25 protein-coding genes and 1 tRNA gene are annotated in these 25,143 nt (G+C 64.8%); 10 read left to right on the forward strand and 16 right to left on the reverse strand.

Features of this window, described 5'->3' with window-relative positions; all coding sequences use genetic code 11:
- Nucleotides 1-73: 73 nt before the first annotated feature.
- The 3 genes from dxr to R3D65_RS17855 all read left to right on the forward strand — a co-directional run bounded on the left by dxr (nucleotide 74) and on the right by R3D65_RS17855 (nucleotide 3,906).
- Nucleotides 74-1,258 (forward strand): 1-deoxy-D-xylulose-5-phosphate reductoisomerase, encoded by a 1,185-nt coding sequence (gene dxr / locus R3D65_RS17845; protein ID WP_371276631.1) that lies wholly within the window; start codon nucleotides 74-76, stop codon nucleotides 1,256-1,258.
- Between the two features lie 171 nt (nucleotides 1,259-1,429).
- Nucleotides 1,430-3,256, forward strand: a complete 1,827-nt coding sequence (gene typA, locus R3D65_RS17850; RefSeq protein WP_371276632.1) for a translational GTPase TypA — start codon at nucleotides 1,430-1,432, stop codon at nucleotides 3,254-3,256.
- Nucleotides 3,253-3,906 carry a CatA-like O-acetyltransferase gene (locus tag R3D65_RS17855; RefSeq protein ID WP_371276633.1) on the forward strand — a complete coding sequence of 218 codons (654 nt, stop codon included), beginning with the start codon at nucleotides 3,253-3,255 and terminating at the stop codon, nucleotides 3,904-3,906. Before typA ends, R3D65_RS17855 begins: the two co-directional genes overlap by 4 nt.
- 16 nt (nucleotides 3,907-3,922) lie before the next feature.
- On the opposite strand, the gene R3D65_RS17860 is transcribed toward R3D65_RS17855, so the two are convergent.
- Complete coding sequence (locus R3D65_RS17860; RefSeq protein WP_371276634.1) at nucleotides 3,923-4,492, reverse strand: peroxidase-related enzyme; 570 nt, start codon at nucleotides 4,490-4,492, stop codon at nucleotides 3,923-3,925.
- Nucleotides 4,493-4,656: 164 nt separating this feature from the next.
- On the opposite strand from R3D65_RS17860, the gene R3D65_RS17865 reads away from it, so the two are divergent.
- Nucleotides 4,657-9,456, forward strand: a complete 4,800-nt coding sequence (locus R3D65_RS17865; protein WP_371276839.1) for an NAD-glutamate dehydrogenase — start codon at nucleotides 4,657-4,659, stop codon at nucleotides 9,454-9,456.
- A gap of 36 nt (nucleotides 9,457-9,492) precedes the next feature.
- Nucleotides 9,493-10,878, forward strand: coding sequence for an MFS transporter (locus R3D65_RS17870; RefSeq protein ID WP_371276635.1), 1,386 nt, complete (start codon nucleotides 9,493-9,495; stop codon nucleotides 10,876-10,878).
- 65 nt (nucleotides 10,879-10,943) lie between these two features.
- Here R3D65_RS17870 and rpsP read toward each other — a convergent pair whose 3' ends face one another.
- From rpsP to ffh, 3 genes are read right to left on the reverse strand one after another with little or no spacing between them, the layout of a single operon-like run.
- Nucleotides 10,944-11,339 carry a 30S ribosomal protein S16 gene (gene rpsP, locus R3D65_RS17875; protein ID WP_371276636.1) on the reverse strand — a complete coding sequence of 132 codons (396 nt, stop codon included), beginning with the start codon at nucleotides 11,337-11,339 and terminating at the stop codon, nucleotides 10,944-10,946.
- 57 nt (nucleotides 11,340-11,396) lie between these two features.
- Nucleotides 11,397-11,726: a chorismate mutase gene (locus R3D65_RS17880; RefSeq protein WP_371276637.1), complete on the reverse strand. Its 330-nt coding sequence runs from the start codon at nucleotides 11,724-11,726 to the stop codon at nucleotides 11,397-11,399.
- A gap of 7 nt (nucleotides 11,727-11,733) precedes the next feature.
- Nucleotides 11,734-13,299, reverse strand: coding sequence for a signal recognition particle protein (gene ffh / locus R3D65_RS17885; protein ID WP_371276638.1), 1,566 nt, complete (start codon nucleotides 13,297-13,299; stop codon nucleotides 11,734-11,736).
- A gap of 386 nt (nucleotides 13,300-13,685) precedes the next feature.
- Here ffh and R3D65_RS17890 point away from each other — a divergent pair, with 386 nt between their 5' ends.
- On the forward strand, nucleotides 13,686-14,498 hold the full coding sequence (locus R3D65_RS17890) for a lytic transglycosylase domain-containing protein (RefSeq protein ID WP_371276639.1): 813 nt from the start codon (nucleotides 13,686-13,688) through the stop codon (nucleotides 14,496-14,498).
- 67 nt (nucleotides 14,499-14,565) lie between these two features.
- On the opposite strand, the gene R3D65_RS17895 is transcribed toward R3D65_RS17890, so the two are convergent.
- From R3D65_RS17895 to pdxY, 4 genes are read right to left on the reverse strand one after another with little or no spacing between them, the layout of a single operon-like run.
- On the reverse strand, nucleotides 14,566-14,976 hold the full coding sequence (locus R3D65_RS17895) for a nuclear transport factor 2 family protein (RefSeq protein WP_371276640.1): 411 nt from the start codon (nucleotides 14,974-14,976) through the stop codon (nucleotides 14,566-14,568).
- Between the two features lie 54 nt (nucleotides 14,977-15,030).
- On the reverse strand, nucleotides 15,031-15,717 hold the full coding sequence (locus tag R3D65_RS17900; RefSeq protein ID WP_371276641.1) for a carbonic anhydrase: 687 nt from the start codon (nucleotides 15,715-15,717) through the stop codon (nucleotides 15,031-15,033).
- 55 nt (nucleotides 15,718-15,772) lie between these two features.
- Nucleotides 15,773-16,534 carry a DUF429 domain-containing protein gene (locus R3D65_RS17905; RefSeq protein ID WP_371276642.1) on the reverse strand — a complete coding sequence of 254 codons (762 nt, stop codon included), beginning with the start codon at nucleotides 16,532-16,534 and terminating at the stop codon, nucleotides 15,773-15,775.
- The gene (pdxY, locus tag R3D65_RS17910; RefSeq protein ID WP_371276643.1) at nucleotides 16,531-17,403 is read right to left on the reverse strand and encodes a pyridoxal kinase PdxY; all 873 of its coding nucleotides are present in this window, start codon (nucleotides 17,401-17,403) and stop codon (nucleotides 16,531-16,533) included. The genes R3D65_RS17905 and pdxY overlap by 4 nt, the downstream gene beginning before the upstream one ends.
- Nucleotides 17,404-17,537: 134 nt before the next feature.
- Here pdxY and R3D65_RS17915 point away from each other — a divergent pair, with 134 nt between their 5' ends.
- On the forward strand, nucleotides 17,538-18,044 hold the full coding sequence (locus R3D65_RS17915; protein ID WP_371276644.1) for an N-acetyltransferase family protein: 507 nt from the start codon (nucleotides 17,538-17,540) through the stop codon (nucleotides 18,042-18,044).
- Nucleotides 18,045-18,160: 116 nt separating this feature from the next.
- Nucleotides 18,161-18,697, forward strand: coding sequence for an inorganic diphosphatase (gene ppa, locus R3D65_RS17920; protein ID WP_371276645.1), 537 nt, complete (start codon nucleotides 18,161-18,163; stop codon nucleotides 18,695-18,697).
- A 69-nt stretch (nucleotides 18,698-18,766) separates the two neighbouring features.
- Here the strand turns inward: ppa and R3D65_RS17925 are convergent, their stop codons facing one another.
- The 3 genes from R3D65_RS17925 to R3D65_RS17935 form a co-directional block, all read right to left on the reverse strand.
- Nucleotides 18,767-19,366 (reverse strand): hypothetical protein, encoded by a 600-nt coding sequence (locus R3D65_RS17925; protein ID WP_371276646.1) that lies wholly within the window; start codon nucleotides 19,364-19,366, stop codon nucleotides 18,767-18,769.
- A 62-nt stretch (nucleotides 19,367-19,428) separates the two neighbouring features.
- A complete protein-coding gene (locus R3D65_RS17930; RefSeq protein WP_371276647.1) occupies nucleotides 19,429-19,749 on the reverse strand; it encodes a DUF167 family protein in 321 nt (106 codons plus the stop codon).
- Nucleotides 19,746-20,036, reverse strand: coding sequence for a YggT family protein (locus R3D65_RS17935; RefSeq protein ID WP_371276648.1), 291 nt, complete (start codon nucleotides 20,034-20,036; stop codon nucleotides 19,746-19,748). Before R3D65_RS17935 ends, R3D65_RS17930 begins: the two co-directional genes overlap by 4 nt.
- Nucleotides 20,037-20,188: 152 nt before the next feature.
- Between R3D65_RS17935 and R3D65_RS17940 the strand changes: the two genes are divergently transcribed.
- A tRNA-Ala gene (locus R3D65_RS17940) sits at nucleotides 20,189-20,264 on the forward strand.
- 58 nt (nucleotides 20,265-20,322) lie between these two features.
- On the opposite strand, the gene R3D65_RS17945 is transcribed toward R3D65_RS17940, so the two are convergent.
- The 3 genes from R3D65_RS17945 to R3D65_RS17955 form a co-directional block, all read right to left on the reverse strand.
- Complete coding sequence (locus R3D65_RS17945; protein ID WP_371276649.1) at nucleotides 20,323-20,733, reverse strand: thermonuclease family protein; 411 nt, start codon at nucleotides 20,731-20,733, stop codon at nucleotides 20,323-20,325.
- 151 nt (nucleotides 20,734-20,884) lie between these two features.
- Nucleotides 20,885-22,075 (reverse strand): cytochrome P450, encoded by a 1,191-nt coding sequence (locus R3D65_RS17950; protein ID WP_371276650.1) that lies wholly within the window; start codon nucleotides 22,073-22,075, stop codon nucleotides 20,885-20,887.
- A gap of 56 nt (nucleotides 22,076-22,131) precedes the next feature.
- Entirely contained in the window at nucleotides 22,132-22,455 is a 324-nt protein-coding gene (locus tag R3D65_RS17955) for a 2Fe-2S iron-sulfur cluster-binding protein (RefSeq protein WP_371276651.1), read from the reverse strand.
- Nucleotides 22,456-22,687: 232 nt separating this feature from the next.
- Here R3D65_RS17955 and R3D65_RS17960 point away from each other — a divergent pair, with 232 nt between their 5' ends.
- The gene (locus R3D65_RS17960; protein WP_371276652.1) at nucleotides 22,688-23,926 is read left to right on the forward strand and encodes an MFS transporter; all 1,239 of its coding nucleotides are present in this window, start codon (nucleotides 22,688-22,690) and stop codon (nucleotides 23,924-23,926) included.
- Nucleotides 23,927-23,942: 16 nt separating this feature from the next.
- Here R3D65_RS17960 and R3D65_RS17965 read toward each other — a convergent pair whose 3' ends face one another.
- Complete coding sequence (locus tag R3D65_RS17965) at nucleotides 23,943-24,656, reverse strand: glutamine amidotransferase (protein ID WP_371276653.1); 714 nt, start codon at nucleotides 24,654-24,656, stop codon at nucleotides 23,943-23,945.
- Nucleotides 24,657-24,664: 8 nt separating this feature from the next.
- Nucleotides 24,665-25,129: a TerB family tellurite resistance protein gene (locus R3D65_RS17970; RefSeq protein ID WP_371276654.1), complete on the reverse strand. Its 465-nt coding sequence runs from the start codon at nucleotides 25,127-25,129 to the stop codon at nucleotides 24,665-24,667.
- Nucleotides 25,130-25,143 lie beyond the last annotated feature (14 nt).

Raw genomic sequence — 25,143 nt, forward strand, 5'->3', positions numbered from 1 at the left:
CGGGAAACGGCTTGTCCCGCCCACGGTGGCGGGGTAAGCCCGGCAGCGCAACGGCAAGCCGCACGGAGTTCGAATGACGCCTGAACCAAGCGCAATCTCGCACCGGCGCATTTCCGTGCTGGGCAGCACCGGCTCCATCGGCGTCAACTCGCTGGATGTCATCGCCCACATGGGCGGACCGGAGGCCTTTGACGTGGTGGCGCTGACCGGCGCTTCGAACATCGACCTGCTGGCGCAGCAGGCGCAGGTCGTGAATGCGGAAATCGCTGTCACCGCCGACGAGACACGCTATCGCGATCTCAAGGCCGCGCTGGCCGGCACCGGCATAGAGGCCGCTGCCGGGCGCAACGCACTGATCGAGGCCGCGGGCCGGCCGGCCGACATCACCATGGCCGCCATCGTCGGCATGGCGGGGCTGGAGCCGACCCTGGCCGCCGCGGCCAACGGCGGCGTCATGGCGCTTGCCAACAAGGAATGCCTCGTCTCCGCCGGCGATCTCTTCATCGCGGCCGTACGCGAGGCCGGCGGCTCGCTCCTGCCTGTCGACAGCGAGCACAACGCCATCTTCCAGGTGCTTGATCCGTCGCAGAAACGCGGCGTCGAACGCATCATCCTCACCGCCTCCGGCGGCCCGTTCCGCACCTTCACGCGTGAACAGATGGAAGGTGTGACGGCGCAGACCGCGCGCAGGCATCCCAACTGGTCCATGGGACTGAAAATCTCCATCGACAGCGCCTCCATGTTCAACAAGGCGCTGGAAATGGTCGAGGCGCGCCACCTCTTCGATCTTTCGCCCGATCAGGTGGAAGTCATCGTCCACCCGCAATCCATCGTCCATTCCATGGTCGCCTATGCCGATGGCTCGGTCCTGGCCCAGCTCGGTCCCTCCGACATGCGCACCGCCATCGGCTATTGCCTGGCCTGGCCCTTCCGTGCCCACATGCCGGTGGAGCGCCTCGACTTCGCGAAGCTGGCCCGCCTCGACTTCGAAGCCCCGGATGAGACCCGTTTCCCGGCCCTGCGGCTGGCACGGCAGGCACTGGAGACCGGCGGCGTGGCCGGTGCGGTGCTCAACGGCGCCAAGGAAGTGGCGCTCGACGCCTTCATCGAGGGCCGGACAGGCTTCCTGCAGATGGCGGAGATCGTCGAGAAGGTGATGGACCGCCTGTCTCCCGATGTCGCCGCCGCCACGCTCGACGATGTCTTCAGCGCCGATCACTGGGCGCGCGGCATGGCGCGCAGCCTGATTGCGGCATAGGAACGCCGCACGCGATGGGGAAAGGCCGGCATGCCATGCCTGCCCGGCCGGCAAACCAGCCATGCAAACGCGCCCCCTTTCGCAATTGCACAAATTCCTGTATGAGGCGCGGCAAGACCATTGGCGGGCGGCCGTTGGCAACAGGCCCCGCCCCAGTTTCCGGGATACAAAATGACCCTCCGCAACATCGCGATCATCGCGCACGTTGACCATGGCAAGACGACACTGGTTGACGAACTTCTCAAGCAGTCCGGCGCGTTTCGCGAAAACCAGCGCGTGGCCGAGCGTGCCATGGATTCCAACGATCTGGAAAAGGAGCGCGGCATCACCATCCTCGCCAAGGCGACTTCGGTGGAGTGGAACGGCACGCGCATCAACATCGTCGACACCCCCGGCCACGCCGATTTCGGCGGCGAGGTGGAGCGTATCCTGTCCATGGTGGATGGCGCGGTCCTTCTCGTCGATGCCGCCGAAGGCCCGATGCCGCAGACCAAGTTCGTCGTCGGCAAGGCGCTGAAAGTCGGCCTCAAGCCAATCGTCGCGGTCAACAAGATCGACCGGCCCGATGCCCGCCCCGATGAGGTGCTCAACGAGGTGTTCGACCTCTTCGCCAATCTCGACGCCACCGACGAACAGCTCGATTTTCCCGTCCTCTACGGTTCGGGCCGTGATGGCTGGATGAATGTCGCGCCCGAGGGCCCGAAGGACCAGGGCCTCGGCCCGCTCTTCGACCTGATCGTGCGCCATGTGCCGCAGCCGTCCGTGGAGGCGGGCCCGTTCCGCATGATCGGCACCATCCTCGAAGCCAATCCGTTCCTCGGCCGCATCATCACCGGCCGCATTGCATCGGGTTCGGTGAAGCCGAACCAGCCGGTCAAGGTTCTCGATCGCGAGGGCAAGCTGCTGGAAACCGGCCGCGTCTCCAAGATCCTCGCTTTCCGCGGCCTTGAGCGCCAGCCCATCGAGGAAGGCCGCGCCGGCGATATCGTCGCCATTGCCGGCCTGCAGAAGGGCACCGTCGCCGACACGTTCTGCGATCCCTCCGTCACCGCGCCGATGGAAGCCCAGCCGATCGACCCGCCGACGGTCACCATGAGCTTCATCGTCAATGACAGCCCGCTGGCCGGCACCGAGGGCGACAAGGTGACCAGCCGCGTCATCCGCGACCGCCTGCTGAAGGAAGCGGAAGGCAACGTGGCGCTGAAGATCGAGGAGGCCGACGACAAGGATTCGTTCTATGTCTCGGGCCGCGGCGAATTGCAGCTTGCCGTTCTCATCGAGACCATGCGCCGCGAAGGCTTCGAACTTGCCGTTTCGCGTCCGCGCGTCGTCATGAAGAAAGATGAGCACGGCCAGCTTCTCGAACCGGTCGAGGAAGTGGTCATCGACGTCGACGAGGAACATGCCGGCATCGTCGTCCAGAAGATGAGCGAGCGCAAGGCGGAGATGGTGGAACTGCGCCCGTCCGGCGGCAATCGCCAGCGCCTGGTCTTCTTCTGCCCGACGCGCGGCCTGATCGGCTACCAGTCCGAACTGCTGACCGACACGCGCGGCACGGCGATCATGAACCGCCTGTTCCACGACTACCAGCCCTACAAGGGCGAGATCGGCGGTCGCATCAACGGTGTGCTGATTGCCAACGAGGCCGGCGAGGCCGTGGCCTATGCGCTGTTCAACCTGGAAGACCGTGGCCCCATGGTCATCGATCCGGGCGCCAAGGTCTATGCCGGCATGATCATCGGCATTCACTCGCGCGACAACGATCTGGAAGTCAACGTGCTCAAGGGCAAGAAGCTGACCAACGTGCGCGCGGCCGGCAAGGACGAGGCCGTCAAGCTGACCCCGCCGATCCGCATGACGCTGGAACGCGCCCTGTCCTGGATCCAGGATGATGAACTGGTGGAAGTCACGCCGAAATCCATCCGCCTGCGCAAGCTCTATCTCGACACCCATGAGCGCAAGCGCTTCGAGAAGAGCCGCAACCTCGGCGCGGCATGAGCCGCACCCGGCAGATCGACCTCGCGACCTGGCCGCGCGCCGGCCAGTTCGCCCATTTCCGGGCCTATGCCCAGCCGCATTTCTCCATCACCGCGCCCATTGAGGTCACGCGCCTTGTGCGCCGGCTGAAGCCGGAGGGCGTCTCGGTCTTCAACGCATGCGTTTTCGCCATCACCGAAGGCGGAAATGCTGTGCCCGAATTCCGCACCCGCTTCGATGACACCGGCGTCCATGAACATGATGCCGTCGGCGCATCCTTCACGGTTCCGCTCGAAAAAGGCGGCTTCGCCTTTTGCGAAGTGGCCCGCGATCCCGACTTCACCGCATTCGACCATGCCTGCACCACAGCCATCGCGGCGGCGCGCAAGCAATCCGGCCTGACGGACACGACGAAGGCGCAGGACGCATGGCTGTTCCTGTCATGCCTGCCCTGGCTGTCGTTCTCGGCCATGACGCATGCCCTGCGCGGCCCGGACGATAGCGTGCCGCGCATCGCCTGGGGCCGCTACCGGGAGGATGCGGCCGGCCGGCTCGTCATGCCGGTATCGGTGCAGGTTCACCATGCGCTTGCCGACGGCGAACACGTGGCAGCCTTCTTTGCTGCCACACAGGCCGCGCTCGACGCCATCCGCACCGACATCATCGTCTGACCGGCATCGCCTGCCGTCAGCGCGCCATGCCGTGATAGGCGTCGTTCGGCTGCATGTCGGTCGCCGCCGCCATGCGGTTCGACATGTTGAAGAAAGCCGCCGTTGACGCGATGTCCCAGATGTCGCGCTCGCTCCACCCCGCATCGCGCAGGCCCTGCCGGTCGCCTTCCTCGATTGTCGCCGGTGCTTCCGTCAGCTTGACCGCGAAATCCAGCATCGCCTTCTGCTTGCCCGTCAGGTCGGCCACCCGATAGTTCATCACCATCTGTTCGCCCAGTTTCGGGTCACCCGACAATTCGCGCACCGCCGCGCCATGCGCGGTCAGGCAATAGTAGCAATGGTTTACCGACGACACCGCCACCGCGATCATTTCGCGTTCCAGCTTTGTCAGGCCGGACGCGCCGAGCATCAGGTCATTGTACATGTCGGTGAAGGCGCGCAGCTTCTTGTCATCGAAGGAATAGGCCCGCAACACATTCGGCACCAGGCCGAGTTTTTCCTCGCACTTGTCGAAATAGGCCTGCGTTCCCTCGCTCACCGTCCCGAAACCGGGAATGTCGAGCGCGATGATCTTTTCATCGCCCATGCCGTCATCTCCTTGAGATTTTACCGCTTCATCCTGTCCGGCGGGTCGCCAAACGGGCTCCATCTGTTACGATAAAGCAATTCCGGCGGTACAAGATACCGGTTTTGCATGCCGGAAAGCGAAAAAAGCGCGGACATGCCGGCGCATGGCGCCGCATGAAGAACATGCGCGAAAGCGAGAGGGGAATCACCATGGCGGGAACAAAGTCGGCGAGCCGCAAGAAGGCCGGGCAGGAATCGGAAAGGATCGTCCACGACCTGTTTCAGCGGCTGGCAGGGGCCGACGGCCAGCCCCACTACGAGGCGGAAGCGATCGCGGCGAGCGCCACCCTTGCCCACGACGCGCTCTGCCGCCATCGCAAGGGTCATGCCGTGGTCTCCATCGACACCCATGCCGATCTCAGCCAGGCGGGCAGGCCGGTCACCGCGGTCACGATCATCAACGACAACATGCCCTTCCTCTTTGATTCGGTCATGGGGGAGATCAACGAATCCTGTGGCGAACTGCTCTTCGTGGTGCATCCTGTGCTCGAAGTCAGCTTCGAGACCAGGGGCATCTGCGACATCCACGGCATCGCCAGGCGCCGCAATCCCGAAACCGGCCGCGACCTTGTCTCGATGATCCAGATCCATGTGGCCAGGCTCGACGACGAGGACGCACGCGCCCTGCGCGCCCGGCTGGAAGCCATTCTCAAGCAGGTCCGCCATTCCGTGCATGACTGGCGCGACATGCTCATCCGCCTCGATCACGCCATCAGCGTCTATCGCCATGCGCAGGACACGCTGGACCGGCAGGCGACGGAAGAGGCGGCCGAGTTCCTTGAATGGCTGCGCGACGAGAACTTCACCTTCCTCGGCATGCGCGAATACACCTGGACCGGCGACGGCCGCAACGGCACGCTCAAGCGCAAGAGCGAGCGCGGTCTCGGCATCCTGCATGATCCCGATCTGCGCGTGCTGCGCCGCGGCGGCGAAGCGGTCACGACGACGCCGCAGATCCGGGAATTCATGGCCGGCCCCGATCCGCTGATCGTCACCAAGGCCAATATCAAGTCGGTCGTCCACCGCCGGGTCTATCTCGACTATATCGGCGTCAAGACGTTCGACCGCAAAGGCGCCCTGACCGGCGAATTGCGGATCGTCGGCCTGTTCACCGGCTCCGCCTACACGCATTCGGTCATGCGCATTCCCTTCATCCGCTCCAAGGCCGAGCAGGTTCTCACCGATCTGGGTTTCGATCGCGGCGGCCATTCCGGCAAGGCCCTGCTCAACATCATGGAGACCTTCCCCCGCGACGAGCTTTTCCAGATCGACCTGCCGACGCTGAAGAGCCATGCCAGCGCCATCCTGGCGCTGGGCGAACGACCGCGCCTGCGCGTCCTGCCACGGCCCGAAAAATTCGGCCGTTACGTCTCGGTCATCGTCTATGTCCCGCGCGACCGCTACGACAGCCAGGTTCGCCAGAAGCTGGGTGACTATCTTGCCCGGGCCTATGACGGGCGCCTTTCGGCCTATTATCCCGACTTCCCCGAAGGCCCTTTGGCACGCGTCCATTTCATCATCGGACGCGACGGGACGGAGGCGCCAAAGGTCGACGTCGGCAGGCTGGAAGCCGATATCCGCGCCCTTGTGCGCACCTGGGAGGACGACCTCGCGGACGCCGCGCGGGAAAACGGCTACGATTCGCGCACCCGCGCCCTGGCCTCGGGATTTCCGGCCGATTACCGCGCCATCACGCCGGCCGGCCGCGCCTTGCACGATGCCACGCTTCTGTCCGGGATTTCCGCCGACAATCCCTTTGTCGTCGATTTCTACCGCGACGAAGACCATGACGAGACACACGCGGCCCTGAAGATCTTTCATCGCGGCGAACCGGTTTCGCTGTCCGGCCGGGTTCCCGCCCTGGAGAACATGGGCCTCAAGGTGATCGCCGAGCGCACGTTCCAGACCAGTGCGTCCGATGGCGTGCCGGTCTACATCCACGACATGGAGGTGCAAAGCGCCGCCGGCAACGCCATCGATCTCGCCGACGATGGCGCATTGATGCAGGACACCTTTGCCGCCGCCTCGCGCGGCGCCGTCGATGACGACGCCTATAACGGCCTGTCCCATTCGGCAGGCCTGACCCATGAGCAGATCACCGTCCTGCGCACCTATGGCCGCTATCAGCAGCAGGCCGGCAGCACCTTCGGCCAGCCGGTGATCGCCAGCGCGCTGAATCGCTATCCGCTGATCGCCCGCGATCTCTACGACCTGTTCGACACGCGCTTCAATCCGGCCCGCTCAAAGGGCCGTGCGGAGGAATGCGAGCGCCTTCGCAAGTCCATAATCGGCAAGCTCGACAATGTGCCCGGCATCGACGAGGACACGATCCTGCGCCGCTATCTGACACTGATCGAAGCCACCATGCGCACGAACCGCTATGCCGCGCCGGTGGACGGCGTTCCGCCCCGCCAGCTCGCCGTCAAGCTCGACCCGCGTGGGATCCCCTTCCTGCCGGCGCCTCGGCCCGCGCATGAAATCTTCGTCTACGGGCTGGAAGTCGAAGGCGTGCACCTGCGGTTCGGGCCCGTCGCGCGTGGCGGACTACGCTGGTCCGACCGTTTGCAGGATTACCGCACCGAGGTTCTGGGTCTGGTCAAGGCGCAGCAGGTCAAGAATGCCGTCATCGTGCCGGTGGGTGCCAAGGGCGGTTTCGTTCCCAAGATGCTGCCGGCCGGCGGCAGCCGCGACGAGATCTTTCATGCCGGCCGCGAGGCCTACAAGTCCTTCATTTCCTCGCTCCTGTCGGTGACCGACAATCTTCAGGGCAGCGATGTCGTTCCACCGCAGGGCGTGGAACGGCTGGACGGCGACGATCCCTATTTCGTCGTCGCGGCGGACAAGGGAACGGCGACCTTCTCCGACACCGCCAACGAGATCAGCCAGGCCTATGACTTCTGGCTCGACGATGCCTTCGCCTCCGGCGGATCGGCGGGTTACGATCACAAGAAGATGGGCATTACCGCGCGCGGCGCCTGGGAGGCGGTCAAGCGCCATTTTCGCGAGATGGACTGCGACATCCAGACCCAGCCCTTCACCGTGGCCGGTGTCGGCGACATGTCCGGCGACGTGTTCGGCAATGGCATGCTGCTTTCCCCCTGCATCCGCCTGGTCGCCGCCTTCGACCATCGCGACATCTTCATCGATCCCGATCCCAACCCGGCGACCAGCTTCGAGGAGCGCAAGCGCCTCTTCGACATGGGCCGGTCGAGCTGGCAGGATTACAACCTTTCCTACCTGTCCAAGGGCGGCGGCGTGTTCTCGCGCAACCAGAAGCTCATCAGGCTGCCGGCGGAAGCGGCCGAAGCCATCGGACTCGGCAAGACCGAAGCCTCCCCCAACGAGATTCTTTCCGCCATCCTGAAGATGCGTGTCGATCTGCTCTGGTTCGGCGGCATCGGCACCTATATCCGCGCTTCCACCGAATCGAACGCCGATGCCGGCGACCGCGCCAATGACGCCATCCGTGTCACCGCGGCCGAGTTGCATTGCAAGGTGATCGGCGAGGGTGCCAATCTCGGCCTTACCCAGCGTGCGCGCATCGAGTTCGGACTCAATGGCGGGCGCTGCAATTCCGACGCCATCGACAATTCCGCCGGCGTCAATTCCTCCGACGTCGAGGTCAACATCAAGATCGCGCTGGCCGCGGCCATGCGCGACGGCAAGCTGTCACGCAAGGCGCGCAACACGCTTCTGGAAAAGATGACCGGCGAGGTGGCGGATCTCGTCCTGGAGACCAATTACGACCAGACGCTATGCATCTCGCAGACAGAGGCGCGCGGCATGGCGGACCTTGCCTATCAGGCGCGGCTGATGGAGCACCTGGAAAACCGGGGCCTGCTCGACCGCCGGGTGGAGCTGCTGCCCGACACCAAGGCGCTGTCCGAACGCCAGGCCCGCGGCGAACCGCTGACGCGCGCCGAGATCGGCGTATTGGTCTCCTATGCCAAGCTGGTGCTCTTCGGCGACATCATGGCGACCGACCTGCCGGCCGACCCGCATTTCGAGCAGACGCTGATCGATTATTTTCCGGCCGAGATGCAGAAGAAATACCGTTCCGAGATCTGCGATCACCGCCTGCGTGCCGAGATCATCGCCACGGAACTGGCCAATGACGCAATCAATCGCGGCGGGCCGGCCTTCATCGTGCGCCAGCAGGACATGACCGGGCGCTCGGCCGTCGAGGCTGCGCGCGCCTTCGCCATTGCCCGCGACGGCTATGAACTCGATGCGCTCTATGCCAGCGTGGATGCGCTCGACAACAAGATGCCGGGAAAGGCGCAATTGGGGCTTTATGCCCGCATTGCCCGCACCGTGATGAACGCCACCGCATGGCAATTGCGCAACGGCGACGCCGGTGAACCCGTCGAATCGGTGGTGGAAAGCCTGCGCAAGGGCCGAAAGGCGCTGGAAGCGGATCTGGCCGGCCTCCTGCCGGACTTCATGAAGGAACGGCTGGCCGACCGTTCCGCCCGCATGAAACATGACGGCACGCCTGCGGATCTGGCCAAGCGGATCGCGCTTCTGGGTGCCGAGGAACTGATCCCGGACATGATGCTCGTGGCCCGCGCATCCGGCGCCGACCTGCGCAAGGCCGCCCATGCCTTCTTCGCCGTGACCGACCTGTTCCGGCTTGGTCGCATCGAGGATGCCGCCCGGGCGATTTCGACCGGCGACTACTATGACGGACTTGCGCTTTCGCGCGCCGGTGCCATGATCGATGCTGCGCGCCGGGGCATCACCATTTCGGTTCTCTGCGACCATGGCAGCGGGGACGATCCCGTGGGGGCATGGCAGGAGGCCAATGAGGGGCGGATCCGGCGCACGCGTGAACGCATTCAGGCGCTGCTGGAATCGGGTGATCTGACCGTCTCGCGCATGACGGTGGCCGCCGGCCTGATGGGCGATCTCGCCGGGGCATGAATCGACCGCCATGGGCGGCAACGGGGACGGGACAAGATGAGCGAATTCGCGCTGCCGCCGGCCGGCCGCAAGGGTATCTGGGGCTGGATGCTTTTCGACTGGGCCGCGCAACCCTTTTTCACGGTGGTGACCACCTTCATCTTCGGCCCCTATTTCATCTCGCGCATGGCCTCCGATCCCGTGGCCGGGCAGGCCGCTTGGGGCTTTGCGGTAGCCGCCGGCGGACTGTTCATAGCCATCCTGTCGCCGGTCCTGGGCGCCATTGCCGACCATACCGGCCCGCGCAAGCCGTGGATCGGCGTCTTTGCCGTCATCAAGATCCTGGCCCTGTTCACGCTGTGGTGGGCCGAGCCCGGAGCCAGCCTTTTCTGGGTGGCGGCCGCCTTCACACTGGCCACCGTGGCGGCCGAATTTTCCATTGTCTTCAACGATTCCATGATGAACCGGCTGGTACCGGAAAAGGAGATCGGCCGCATCTCCAACACCGCCTGGGGGCTGGGCTACATGGGCGGCATGATCGTGCTGGTCTTCGTCATCCTCTTTCTCGCCGCTTCTCCGGAAACGGGCCGCACCCTGATCGGCATCCCGCCGCTCTTCGGCCTCGATCCGGTCCAGGGCGAGGACGCCCGCGCCACCGGCCCCATCGCCGCGCTCTGGTATCTCGTCTTCATTCTGCCGATGTTCCTGTTCACGCCCGATGCCCGCCAGGGAACCAGCACCACGAATGCCGTGGCCGCGGGGCTGGCGGATATCAGCCAGACCTTTCGCGAATTGCGCAAACGCGCCGGCATTGCCCGCTTCCTGATCGCCCGCATGATCTACCAGGATGGCGTCAACGCGCTCCTGGCGCTGGGCGGCGGCTTTGCCGCAAGCATGTTTGCCTGGTCGATCACCGAGATCGGCCTGTTCGGGATCATCCTCAACATCGTCGCCATTCCCGGATGCCTTATCGCCGGGCGCTTCGACGAGGTCTTCGGCTCCAAGCGCATCGTGCTGATCTGCGTCGCGATGCTGTTCGTCGCCACCATCGGCATCGTCTCCACCGGGCCGGGCTTCACCGCGTTCGGCCTTGTCGAGTTCGGCGGCGCCGATACGGGCGGTCTGTTCGGCACGCCGGCCGAACTGGCCTATATCGGTTTCGGCCTGCTCATCGGTGCGGCCTTCGGGCCGGTGCAGGCCTCCTCGCGCTCCTATATGGCCCGCTCGGTCACACCCGATGAAGCCGGACGCTATTTCGGCATCTATGCGCTCGCCGGCCGGGCAACCAGTTTCCTGGCGCCCTTCCTCGTCGCAACCGTCACCCAGACCGCCGCGTCGCCCCGCGCCGGCATGGCCGTCATCTGCCTGTTCTTCATCGCCGGCTTCGTCATCCTGTTCAGCGCGCCGAAACCGGCGGAAAACCGTTCGGCGGCGCTGGCCTGAACGGCAAAAAGCGAAAGGCCGCCCCTGCCGGGACGGCCCTGTGCATGACGGCAAAGCGCTTCCGGTTATTCGGAAGCGGCTTCCTCGGCCGGCGCGGCGGCAGCTTCGGCAGCGGCAGCGGCCGCTTCTTCCTCGCGCTGCTTCTGCTCTGCAATGCGCTCCTGCGCCTTCTTGCCCGGCTCGGCCTTTTTCGGGTTGCTGCGCTCGGGGCGCTTGGCAATGCCGGCCTGGTCGAGGAAACGCAGCACGCGGTCGGTCGGCAGTGCGCCGTTTTCCAGCCAGTGCTTGATGCGCTCCTCGTTCAGGGTGATGCGGTCGCCGTCCTTGGGCAGCATCGGGTTCCAGGCGCCGACGCGCTCGATGAAGCGGCCGTCGCGCGGGGCACGCACGTCGGCAATGACGATGTGATAGTACGGGCGCTTCTTGGAGCCAGCGCGGGCCAGACGGATTTTCAGTGCCATGGTCTACTCCTGTCGATTCTGATCCGTTTCAATGCATGCATGCCTTCGGGTCTTCCCTCAGGCGGTCTGTTCATCCTCCGCAGCACGGGCCGCGATGGCCTCGTGATGGCGGATCACCTCCCTGATGATGAAGGCGAGGAATTTCTCGGCGAAGTCGGGATCCATGCCCGCCTCGTCGGCCAGCCGGCGCAACCGCTCGATCTGCCGCGCCTCGCGGTCGGGATCGGATGGCGGCAGGTCGTGCTGCGCCTTCAGCTCGCCCACCTTCTGGGTGCAGCGGAAGCGTTCTGCCAGTGTGTGGATCAGCACCGCGTCGAAATTGTCGATCGACCGGCGCAGGTCCTTCAGCACGTCGCGGGCGCGCGCAATGTCTTTGTTGTCGCTCATTGCGCCCTCATTTCTTCTTCCCGGGCATGCCCGGCAGCTTCGGCCCGCCCAGCCCCGGCAATCCGCCCGGCAAACCGGGACCGCCAAGGCCCGGAAGTTTCGGCGCGCCGCCGCCGCCCATGCCCATGGCCTCGGCCTGTTTCTGCAGCGCTTCCAGTTCCTTCGGGCTCATTTTCGAAAGGTCGGGCATGCCGCCCATCCCGCCCATCCCGCCAAGGCCCATCTTGCTGGCCATGCCGCCCATCAGCCCGCGCATCATGCCGCCCTTTCGGCCCTTGCCGCCCATTGCCTTCATCATGTCGGCCATCTGGCGGTGCATCTTGAGCAGCTTGTTGATCTGCGCGGCATCGGTGCCGGAGCCAGCGGCGATGCGTTTCTTGCGGCTGTGCTTGAGAAGGTCGGGATTGGACCGCTCCGCCGGCGTCATCGACTGGATGATGGCGATCTGGCGTCCGAACATCCTGTCGTCCATGCCGGCAGCGGCCATCTGGTCCTTCATCTTGCCCATGCCGGGCATGAGTCCCATGATGCCGCCAAGCCCGCCCATGTTCTGCATCTGGCGAAGCTGGTCGGCGAGGTCGTTCAGGTCGAACTTCCCCTCCTGCATCTTCTTCGCCATGGCGGCGGCTTTTTCCTGATCGATGGTCTCGGCAGCCTTTTCGACCAGGCTGACGATATCGCCCATGCCCAGGATGCGGTCGGCGATGCGCTTGGGGTGGAATTCCTCCAGCCCGTCCATCTTCTCGCCCGTGCCGATCAGCTTGATCGGCTTGCCGGTCACGGCGCGCATCGAAAGGGCGGCGCCGCCGCGCCCGTCGCCGTCCATGCGGGTCAGCACGATGCCGGTAATGCCGACGCGCTCGTCGAAATTCCGCGCCAGGTTGACCGCGTCCTGACCGGTCAGCGAGTCCGCGACCAGAAGGATTTCATGCGGGTCCGACACCTTTCGGATATCGGCCATTTCCACCATCAGCGGCTCGTCTATATGCGTGCGTCCGGCCGTATCGAGGATGACGACGTCATGGCCGCCGAGTTTCGCCGCCTGGACGGAACGCTTTGCGATGGCGACCGGATCCTGGCCAGGCACGATCGGCAATGTCGCCACGCCCGTCTGTTCGCCGAGCTGCCTGAGCTGCTCCTGCGCGGCCGGGCGCCGTGTGTCCAGCGAGGCCATGAGCACCTTCTTGCCCTGGCGCTCGGTCAGCCGTTTGGCGATCTTGCCGGTGGTTGTCGTCTTGCCCGATCCCTGCAGGCCGACCATCATGATGACGACAGGCGCCGGCGCGTTGAGGTCGATGGCCTCGCCTTCCGACCCCAGCATCTCGACCAGTTCGTCATGAACGATCTTGACGACCTGCTGGCCCGGCTTGATCGACTTGAGCACATCCTGGCCCACGGCCTTGGCGCGCACCCGGTCGGTGAAGGAACGCACCACGTCCAGCGCGACGTCGGCCTCGATAAGGGCGCGGCGCACCTCGCGCAGGGCCGCCGAAACATCTGCCTCGGAAAGCGCGCCGCGGCCGGTAAGGCCGTTCAGGATTGATCCGAGCCGGTCGGATAAGCTCTCAAACATCGTCCAGTCCTTGGGTTCCGGGGTTCATGCCCCCGGAGATAACCATCGCAGCGCGGAATTCCAATCGCCAAAACGGTTCGGCGCCCGGGGGCGCATCGCGCTGCCGGGCGTTGACCTCCAGGTTTGCGGGGCGTCCCGCCTCCTGGTCGGCGCGTCGGAGTTCTCACTCGTCGCGGAAAGTCGAACGCGGTGCATAGTCGGGGAACGCCACGGAGTCAACCCGGCTGCCGAAATGCACGGTACTGCCACGCGATTGCCATGTTTGCCTGCAGGAATTGCATTTCCTCTTGTTGCCGGTTTCAGGCATTGCCCCGGATGACAAGAAGCGCAATCACTGGCAAATTCACGCCGGGGCTGACGATTCATTCTATCCGGAGGACCTACCGATGACCATCCGACGCCACGCCATGGCCACGGCCGTAGCTTGTGCCTTTCTCATGGCACCCGGCGCCGCGTTTGCAGCCAAGTGCGGAAACACATCGTCCGGGTTCGATGCCTGGAAGCGGCAAATGGCCGGCGAGGCGCAATCCGCCGGCGTCGGCCAGCGCGGCATCGCCGCCCTGATGGCGACACGCTACGCCAATGATACGATCCGCGCCGACAGGGGCCAGAAAAGCTTCAAATACTCGCTGAAGAAATTCATGCAGGTACGCGGCGCCAACACCATTGTCGCCAAGGGCAAACGGCTGAAGAAGTCCAAGGCATCGCTGCTGAAGCAGATCGAGGCCCGCTATGGCGTGCCCCCCGGCCCGCTGATCGCCATCTGGGGCATGGAAACGGCCTTTGGCGGCTTCCAGGGCAATTCCAATCTGCTTTCCGCCACCGCCACGCTGGCCTACGATTGCCGCCGGTCCGATTTCTTCACCGGTCACCTTCTGGCGGCGTTGAAGCTGGTGGATCGCGGCGTTCTGTCCAGTTCGACCGTGGGCGCCAAGCATGGTGAATGGGGCCAGACCCAGTTCCTGCCCGGTTCCGTCGCCCGCTACGGCGTGGATTTCGATGGCGGCGGGCTGAACCTGTCGCGCTCCTCCGCCGATGCGCTGGCATCGACGGCCAATTTCCTGCGCGCCCATGGCTGGCGTCCGGGCGCCGGCTACCAGCCCGGCCAGCCGAATTACCGTGCCATCCAGGGCTGGAATGCCGCCGGCGTCTATCAGCAGGCCATCGCCATCATGGCATCGCAGATCGACGGCCGGTAGGGCACTCGGCAAACCATGAGAAAGGCCGGCCTTCGCGCCGGCCTCGATCCCGCACAACAAGGCTCGCTTACGAGCCCTCGCAGTCCTCGCCCGTTTCGGCCTGCTCGCTGCGCACGACCTGGTCGCCAGCGAATGCGAATGTTTCGCGCGTTTCCACCGCGCTGCCGGGAAAACGGTAGCAGACCACCACGGTGGCGGTGTCCGCGCCCGCCGCATCCAGCCGCCAGTCGATCGATCCGCCCGCGATTGCCTCGCGCCATTCCGGCAGGCTTTCCAGAAACGCATCCCTGTTTTGTTCGATGCCGATGTCTTCCAGCACGAAGACGGCCTCATCCGCGATGAGCGGTGCAAGCACGGTAGCGTCGCCGGCTGCCAATCCGTCATACCAGCGCGCCAGGACATTGGCCGGGTCGGCCAGCACCGGACCGGACACGATCAGATACAGGGCGAAAGCTGCAAGGCGGAAAACGGGGCGCATGGGTCTTGCCTCACCAGAGAAGCAGGGATTGAGAAGAAGGTGAACGCACGCCGTTCAGGCCTTGTCTTTCCCGGCCGGTTCCATTCCTTCGGCCAGCATTTCCGGCGCCAGCCGTTCGAAATCACCGCTTTGGGCGTTCATCACCCACAATTCACCGGTGGAAATGTCGAACCACGCGCCGTGCAGCGCGAGCCGGCCTTTCTTTTCAAGGATGTCGACACAGGGAAAGCTGCGCAGGTTGTTGAGCGAATAGCGGATCGAGATCCGTTCCAGCGCCGTCTGCTTTTCCGTGCCGGTCATGAAGGTATAGGAGCCGACAGCCTCGGATGCAGGGCCGAGCAGACCCATCCACTTGCCGATGAAGTCACCCGGTGACAATGGCTCCGCCCCGCTCGTCAACGCAGCCGATATGCCGCCGCAGCGCCCGTGGCCGAGAACGAGTATGTTCTTGACCCTGAGGCTCTGAACCGCGAATTCGAGTGCCGCCGATGTCGAATGATATTCACCGTCCGGCTTGTAGGGCGGCACCAGGTTGGCCACATTGCGCACCACGAACAGTTCGCCCGGCAATGCATTGAAGATCATTTCCGGCGCGGCGCGCGAATCGCAACAGGCGATGACCATGGTTTCCGGCTTCTGCCCTTCCCGCGCCAGCGTCTGGTAGCGCTCCGTTTCGACGGTGAAGCGCCCCTGCATGAAATCGCGATACCCTTGGGCAAGGGAAGTGGGGAATGTGGTCATCGTCTGCGCCTCTGGTCCATGCCGATGCCCGATCAAGCCCCCTGCGCCGCCCCTGTCAAGCGCGAATGCAGACGGGTATTCCGTGCGCATCGGTCAGCGGCGGGTCCGGGAAGGCTTCGGTCAGGCCCTTTTCATGCCGCCGCGCGATCATCAGGCAGGCCAGCGCGTCCAGGCAATCGTCCGCGCCCGCACCGGGCGGCGCGGACGCCGCCACCAGCGCCTCCGGCAGGCCATGCCGCATCAGCAGGCCACGCCGCTCGGCCATGCCCGGTGGATGGATACGGCCCTTGAGCTTTTTCGGCAGCGTCATCGCCTTTTCGCCATTGAGACGCCAGAAGGCCAGTTCCGGATGGCATTCGATCACGCGGTCGCGCAGGTCGCGGGAGGCCCGAAGCAGGATGTCGATCTCGCGGATCTTGGGAAACAGCGTGAACGCCTGAAAGGCCAGCCCGCGCGGCGGGTCCGATGTCTGCCGCGCCACCCGGTCGGCCCGCAGGCGCGCCGCGCGCATCGCATTCCAGTCGGCAAACGGCCCCGGTTCGGCATAGACGGCGGCGCGCGAGGGAATGGAGAAGACGCTGGACTGGCGCGCGCCCAGATGCGGCCGGATCGCCTGTTCCGGTCCGCGGCCGCCGCGCCCGATGCGCTCCGGCAGGCCGATCGGCATGTCGACGGCAACAATGGCATGCGGCCCCAGCGTTTCCATCAGTCCGGCGAAGGAGGCGAATACCGCCAGGACCGGTTCGCACCCGGCACGCTCGATGGCCGCCACCCAACCGGCCTTGCATCCATCGACGCCGGCCAGAACGCCGTTCATGTCTTCACCCGCCGCGGCGCGGGGCGCGCAAGCTGGCGCATCGTGACCATGGCCAGAGGATGTTTCAGACTGTCGGCCTCCTGTTCCAGGAGAAGCTCGTCCGATCCGGCGCGCACCGACCGGTTGAGCACTTCGAACACCGAGGCCGTGGCCTTTTCCAGGGCCTTGCCTTCGTCGTCGCCACCGAGCAGCCGCGCCAGGAACAATGCGGCGGTCAGGTCGCCGGGACCGTTCGGCGCCTGGGGGATCAGCCTGTGCTCGGCCAGGAGCGCGCGCCGCGGCGTCACGAGAAGATTGGCCGTGGAATCCGCCATCATGGCATGAGCGGATGTGACGAGCAGGCGCGCAGGACCCGTTTCCGGTGCCGCGCGGAGGATATCGCCATTGGTGCCGAGTTGGCGGCCAACCAGCCATTCCAGTTCGAACCGGTTCGGCGTGGCGATGTCCGCCACCCGAAGCAGGCGGTCGCGAATTGCCGCCGCGGTGGCTTCGGGTACGTAAAGACCGTCCTTGTCGCCGATCACCGGGTCGCAGACATGGATCAAACCGGGTTGCTTGTCCTTCAGCGCCGCAACAAGGTCGGCAACTGCGCCGGCCTGCCCGGCATCGCCGAGATAGCCCGTAAGGACGGCGGCAAGTTCACCGGCCCATGGCGCGCGCGCCAGATCCTGCATGAAGGCGCGGAATTGATCCGGCGGCGGCACGATGCGCGTTGCCGGCCCATGCCCCGGATGCCAGGGCAGCAGAACGGTCGGCGCGGCCCAGACCGGGAAACCCAGCGTTTCGAGCGCGAAGACCGCCGCCCGGTTGCCGACCGAACCGCGCGCGACATGGCTGGAAACAACCAGCACCGCCTTTCCCTGCACCATTGTCCCGTCCCTTCAGGCACACCAGCATGGCCCGTTATGGCATGGCGGAACGCCATTGCGAACCGGACAAGCCTGTGGGTGGTGCAAAGGTGCATCTTGGCGCAAGGGCCGCTCTCCTCTATGGTTAAGAAACCATGAACACGCTGAGCATCGACATACGGCGCGCAGAGCCGGAAGACGCAGCTGCCATCTCCGATGTGCATCTTCACGCATGGACAGGTGCCTATGCCGGCATCATCCCGCATGGAGCGCTATCCCGCATGATCGCCCGGCGCGGGGTGCAATGGTGGGACCATGCCATCCGCCGGGCTGCCTCGGTGCTGGTCGTCGAGATCGGCGGCGTCATCGCGGGCTATGCGACGCTTGGCCGGAACCGTGCGAAGGAACTCGCTCAACAGGGCGAGATTTACGAGCTCTACATCCTGCCCGAGTATCAGGGCATCGGCCTCGGCTCCCGCCTGTTCGATGCGGCCCGTGCCACGCTGGAAGACCATGGCCTCAACGGCATGGTTGTCTGGGCGCTGGAAGAAAACGACATCGCCCAGGCCTTCTATTTCTCGCGCGGCGGCGAAGACGTGGCCGAGGGGGTCGAGGTGTTCGATTCCAGGGCCCTCCGCAAGGTCGCCTTTGTCTGGAACTGATCGGATTCGCCGATTTGCCGGCGCGGCTTTTTTCGCATCGCGTTGGACTTATGCGGCATTGCACAATGGCCAAGGCTCGTCTATCGGGGACGCAACGACAAACCCCGGAGTGATCCATGCGTATTGACGCCATTTCCATCGGCAACAACCCGCCGGAAGACATCAATGTCATCATCGAAGTCCAGGTCGGCGGCCACCCGATCAAGTACGAAATGGACAAGGAAGCCGGCACGCTCGTCGTTGACCGTTTCCTCTACACGCCGATGACCTATCCAGGGAATTACGGCTTCGTTCCCCACACCCTGTCGGAAGACGGCGATCCCATCGACGTCCTGGTTTGCAACACCCGTCCGCTCGTGCCGGGATGCGTCATCAATGTCCGCCCCATCGGCGTTCTCGTCATGGAGGACGATGGCGGCAAGGACGAGAAGGTCATCGCGGTTCCCACGCACAAGCTGACCAAGCGCTATGACAGCGTCGAGAACTACGACGACATGCCCGACATCACGCTCAAGCAGATCGAGCATTTCTTCGAACACTACAAGGATCTGGAACCCGGCAAGTGGGTCAAGATCGGCGGCTGGCAGGACAAGGATGCGGCAAAGCGCATGATCCTGGAAGCCGTCGAGCGCGCCAGGGCGGAAAAGGCCTGACCCGGCGGATCAGGTTCGTGACATGACAGGAGCCGGGCCCGCAAGCCCGGCTTTTTCATGCCGGTCCCGTCATTCCTGCCGGTGCCGCGACGTTGAGGGCAGAGCCACAGTGCCCGCGCGAACGATCGGCTCGTCCCGCCAGCAGGCGAAACCCCGCGCGTGGCGGTCCGCCAGGTCGCGCGCCTGCCGGTTGTGGCCGGAATTGCCTGTCGCCACCACATAGCCCACGACGCAGCCCTCACGCTCGCCCGGCTGCCCCACCTTTTCCACCACCAGAACCTGCACCGGTTTGCCGGCATCGCCGGTCGACACCGTCCAGCGATGAATCGTGGCGAAGGGAACGCCGCGCTCCACACGCCATTCGATCGTGTCCGATACCGAGTTGAACCCGCCGAAGCTCTCCCAGCTGTCCGCTACGCCACCTGGCGCAAACCCGTAGAAAAGGCTGTCGCGCAGATCGCCATAGGAAAGGTGGACCGGATAGTCGCGATAACCGGGACAGAGCATTTTCGCCCAGTCACCGCCCTCCTCTTCCGCCGGCCGGTCGATCACCGTGCAGCCATTCTGCGTATCGAGCTTCGTATAGACGCTGTCCGGCGCGGCGAAAGTCGGAAAAGCAATCAGCGGCAATACCAGCATTGCAGCGGCGAAGGACAGGAAAAGGCGCATCGGCAGCGTCTCCGGCAGGTTGGACCGGTGCCAGTTTGCCAGAGGTCACCGCGTGGCGACAATCAGTTTTCGCCCGCAAGCTGCTGCACTTGCCGGGCCAGCGCCTCACCATCTCCGGAAATGGTCACGGTCTTCAACCGCGATGTCCCGCCGGCCGTGACCGAAACGGTCGAAGCCGGAACGCCGAGCCAGCGCGCGACGAGCTTTTCCAGCGCCGCATTGGCCTTGCCCTTCTCCGGCACCGCGCGCACCCGCGCCTTCAGGTGCACCGCCCCGTCGGCGGATGAGCCGCAGCCTTCCACAGCATCGCGCGCGGCCTTGGGCGTGAGGCGCACGAACAGCTCGAGGCCGCCAGCGCCCTGCCGGAAACAACCGCCGCTCACAGCACTGCGGGCGCGATGGTCGTCCAGATGAAACGCTGCAGGAAGAAGATGATGAGGAACAGGACGATCGGTGAAAGATCGATGCCGCCAAGATCGGGCAGGATGCGCCGGATCGGCCGCAGCAGCGGTTCGGTCGCCTTGTAGAGGAAATCGCCGATCATCGCGACGAACTGGTTGCGCGAATTGATCACGTTGAAGGCGAACAGCCAAGAATAGATCACCATGGCGATCAGGATCCAGGAATAGATGTCCAGCGCCAGGTTGAGTGTCTGCAGAAAGGCCAGCATGGTCTCGGTCCGTTTGTCGTATCTGTCATGTAGCCACTGGTTTGGCGGGCGGCAAGTCCGCCCGCGCGCCAAGGACGCATCAAGCGCGATGCGATGCCACGCTTTCGCTTGACAGCATGCACGCCACTCCCATAAATGCGCCTCACTGGAACGGGGCCGTAGCTCAGCTGGGAGAGCGCGTCGTTCGCAATGACGAGGTCAGGGGTTCGATCCCCCTCGGCTCCACCAGTCTCTTCCCAGAAGATCAGGCATCACCTGTCCATCGGGTTGCGTCCGGCACCGTTCATCAGCACCATGGCTCGCGCCGCCCGGTCCACACCCGCGCCAGCCCCGCCGCGACGAGCATGCTGCCTGCGGTCTGCCTGCCGATGTTGAAGCGCCCAAGTGTCCGGCCGTAGCGGTCCTTGCCATGCCGCGTCAGCACCCATGAATGACCATTGAGGATAACGGCAAGGCGCTGCCGTGCCTCATGCGCCAGGGCTGCCTCGTGGCGGCAGCCCGGATTGCCCAGTTCAGGCGCGTCGATGCCTTCCAGCCGGATTTTCTCGCCCCTCAGCCAGACCGTGTCCCCGTCGACCACACAGGTGTGCCGCTTGCCGCTGCCGCAAAGATCGAACCATGCCGAATCGGAAAGCGCCGGCTGAACAATTGCCGAGGCGAGCCAGAGGCCTGTCGCAGCGACAGCCAGCAGCCGCACGGGCCAGGAACACCGGAGTCGTGGTTTGCATGCCATGAGGGCACAAAACCACGAAATTCACTAATTTTTCAAATTCTACTTTACCTTACGCACAGTCTCCGGCCGCGAGTCGGCGGCGCGTCCCGTTTCAGGCCGCAGGCGCTTGCCTGCCTCAGTTCAGGCGCACCGGCAGGTTGATCGGCCCACGGAAGCCGAAACCCTGCCAGGTCACCATCGCCGGGTCCACCAGTTCCATGTTGGGGAACCGGTCGAACAGCACCGGCATCAGGATGGCGCCAACCGTGCGCCGCGCCACATGCGCGCCGGCGCAATGATGCGGCCCGGAGCCGAAGGCCTGATGCGGGTTCTTGTCGCGGAAGACGATGTAGCGCTCGGGCGCTTCGTAGAGGTCTTCATCGTGGCAGGCCGAAGCCTGGATCGTCATCACCGTATCGCCCCTGGGAATGTGGCAGCCACGGATTTCCGTATCTTCCAGCACGAGGCGGGAACTGGCCTGGATCGGCGCGCACCACCGAACCGCCTCCTCGAACGCCTTGCCCCAGGCATCCTGCCGTTTCACCTCTTCCAGCTGGTCCGGGTTGGTCAGCAGGCCGAAAATCTCCGTCAGCGCCGAATCGCGCGGCTCGTTGATGCCGCCGCCAATGGCGATCTTGACGTTGGAAACCATCTGGCTCCACGCAATCGGCTTGTCGGAATTGACCATGATCGACAGGGCCGATGCATCCGGATCGGCCTTCAGCCTTGCGGCATTGCGCTCCAGGCAGGCGTCCATTTCGCTGTTGGCCTGGTCGGAAACCGCGAAGGGCTCGTCGCGCCAGCCGAAATTGCCCGCTCCGTCGATGAGGGCCTGGCTCCAGCGTTGCATCTCTTCGTCACTGGCATCCGGAACGCCCATGATCTCTGCCAGGATGCGAGCCGCCAGCGGACCGGCCAGGGCCGGGAACAGGTCCACCACCTCGCCGCGCGGCAGCCGACCGACATATTCCTCGGCATATTTCGTGTATAGCGGCGCCCAGTGGTTCTGGATCGTCTTGGGCAGGAAGGCCGGCATCATGGCCATGCGCTCGCGCATGTGCTCCTCACCGTCCTTGCGCATCAGCGTATGGGCGAGGAAGGCACGCTTCATCGGCGTGTTCGGATCGTCGGAGGAGAACAGCGCCGGATTGTCCTTGACCATCTTGCAGTCCGCGGCCTTGGTCAGCAGCGTGCGCCCCACCGATTTCACGCGCAGCACCGGGCGCTCCGCCCGCATCTGCCGGTAAAGCGGATAGGGATCGCGCGTCAGTTCGTCGATGGTGATCGTCTCGTCCAGCGGTGCCGGATTGGCAATCGTCGCGGTCATGGCCTGTTCCTCCCGTTGGCGGACCGGCGCCGCGGCGGCGCCGTCAACCGCCCATGTTACATCTGCTCTTCGGCAACCTGAACCACAAGCCCGTCAAGCGCATCACTCAGCCGGATCTGGCAGGACAACCGGCTGTTCGGCCGCACCTCCGAGGCCGCCCCGTCCAGCATGGCTTCCTCGCTGTCCGAGCGCGCGCCGGTGGCCGCGAGGAAGGCCTCGTCGACGAAGACATGGCAGGTGGCGCAAGCCATGGATCCGCCGCACTCGCCCACGATCCCCGCAATGTCGTTGTCGACCGCCGTCTGCATGACGCTGTCGCCAACCTGGCCTTCCACCGTGGTTCTCTCCCCCGTCGTCGACACATAGGTCACCTTCACCATGGTGGCATGCTCCTCCGTATTGCCGCCTGGAAACCCGGCCTGATCACCAGGTTCTTATGAAGTATAACTATAGCGAACGGGGCGTTCTGAAAAGGGGGGGGAACGGAAACGGCATGGGCGGCCGCGCCCGGCTTTCGGCAGCGCCTGCACGAAAACCCGTGTTTTCGCCTTCCCTTGATCGTCGCGCCGTGGCAGGAAACCATCCTGACCCATTGCGCCGGACATGAACGCCGTGACAGAGACCGCCGCCGGCGTTGACAGCCGCTTTTCCGCCTTTTCGCACCCGGCCTATGTCCGTTTCTGGGCAGCCCGCTTCATGGTCACCTTCGCCACCCAGGTGGTTTCGGTTGCGGTCGGCTGGCAGATATACGACCTGACGCGCGATCCCTTCGACCTCGGTCTCGTCGGACTGATCCAGTTCACGCCCTCTCTGCTGCTTGTCCTCGTCACCGGTGCGGCGGCCGATCGCTACGGCCGCCGTCTCGTCATGGGCCTGTCGATCGCCCTGGAAGCCGCTTGCGCGGCCGCAATTCTCCTGCTGACGCTCAAGGGCCTGACAACGCCGCTGCCGGTCTTCCTGATCCTCGCCGTTTTCGGCATTGCCCGCGCCTTTTTCGGGCCCGCCTCCTCCGCGCTCGTTGCCAACCTGGTACCACCGCGCGATTTCGCCAATGCCGTGGCGTGGAATTCGTCCGCCTGGCAAACCGCGACCATCGTCGGCCCGGTCGCCGGCGGTCTGCTTTATGGTGTGGGCGCCGGCGCGGCCTATGGCCTTGCCGGGGCATTCATGGCCGGCGCAGCGCTGCTCGTCCTGTCCATCCCCAAGCCGCCCCAGCATACCGAGCGCGAACGGGTGACGCTGGAAGCGATCTTCGGCGGCTTCCGCTACATTCGCGAGGAAAAGGTGGTTTTCGGGGCCATTTCGCTGGACCTTTTTGCCGTGCTTCTGGGCGGCGCGGTGGCGCTCATGCCCGTCTATGCGCGCGACATTCTCGACCTCGGACCCTGGGGCCTTGGCATGCTGCGCGCCGCGCCCGGTATCGGCGCGGTCGCCATGGGCCTGTTTCTCGCCATGAACCCGGTCCGCGACCATGCAGGCATCATCATGCTCGGTGCCGTCGCCCTGTTCGGTCTTTTCACCGCCGTCTTCGGCATATCCACGACACCATGGCTTTCCATACTCGCCCTGGCGCTGATGGGCGCGGCCGACATGATCAGCGTCTATATCCGCGAAACGCTGATCCAACTCTGGACGCCGGATCGCCTTCGCGGCCGCGTGTCGGCGGTCAACATGGTCTTTGTCGGTGCCTCCAACGAACTGGGCGAATTCCGCGCCGGCGCCATGGCCGCGGGCCTCGGCGCGGTTCCCGCTGTCGTGATCGGCGGCGCGGGCGCCATCGGCGTGGCAGCCCTCTGGGGCTTCATCTTTCCGGCCATGCGCAAGGCGCGCCATCTGGACGGACGCACCTGAACCAGGCGGACAAACGTCAGCCGGGCGCCCCGCCGTCCTCGAAGATCAGGTGCAGGAAGTCCTCCAGCCAGCGCCGCAGCCTGGGATCCCAGACATAGCGGCCCTCGATATGCTCACGCCCCTGCTGGGCTCCCGGCAGCACGAAACGATGAGCGCCGCGCACGATCCAGCGCTGCATCATGGCACGCGTCAGTTCGCCATGAAACTGGATGCCCCAGGCATTTTCCCCATAGCGGAAGGCCTGGTTCGGATAGGCCTCCGCGCTTGCCAGAAGGGTTGCGCCATGGGGCAGGGAAAAGCCTTCGCGATGAAACTGGTAGACCATGTCCGGCCATTCCATCAGCGCCTTGCCCTCATCGGTGGCTTCAAGCGGATACCAGCCGATTTCCACCTGTCCGTCGGCTCGCCCTTCCACGCGCCCGCCCAGATGGTTGACCAGCATTTGCGCGCCGAGACAGATGCCGAGAAACGGCTTCTTCTCCTCCAGCGCCACGCCGATCCACTCGGTTTCACGCCTGACGTAATCTTCCGGGTCGTTGGCGCTCATCGGCCCGCCGAAGATGACCGCGCCGGCATGATCGTCAAGCGTTTCAGGCAGGGCATCGCCGAGCGGCGGACGGCGGATATCCAGTTCGAAACCCCGTGCTTGCAGAACCTGGCCCACCCGCCCCGGACTTGAATGTTCCTGGTGAAGGATGGTGAGGATTCGTCCCTTGTCGCCCGCGCCCATGCGCTCGCCTACCCCTTGATATCAATACCGCGTGCAGAGGCCACGTCCTGCCGCAGAAGAATGCGTTCCCGGTTCGAGATACCAATCAGTTCCGCCACGCGCCAGACCGTATTGTCCTCCAGTTCATGCATCACGCCGTCGGCGAAGGCCACTTCCCACATCAGGCGGATGAAATCGAGCCGCCCCTGCTCGTCCAGTTCCCGCTTGATGACGGAGGTGAAGGCGTAGAGGTCCACGGCCTCGCGATCCGCCGCCTCGCCTGCCTCGAGCACCCGGTCAAGTTCCGCATCCGAAAGCCCGTAGGTCTCGGACAGCGATTGCGTGAGCCGCACCCGCTCCTCCTCGCTGCGCTCCCCGTCGGCATCCATGACGTGGAACAACAGCGCCGCGGCGGCCACCTTGGGGTCGTCCCCGTCATCGCCGCGATTGCTTGTGGCGGAGTCGGAGAAAAGGCTGAAAAGCCGTTCAAGCATGATGCATTCCTGCT

This window comes from Zhengella sp., from assembly GCF_041397485.1.
GTDB lineage: Bacteria > Pseudomonadota > Alphaproteobacteria > Rhizobiales > Rhizobiaceae > Zhengella.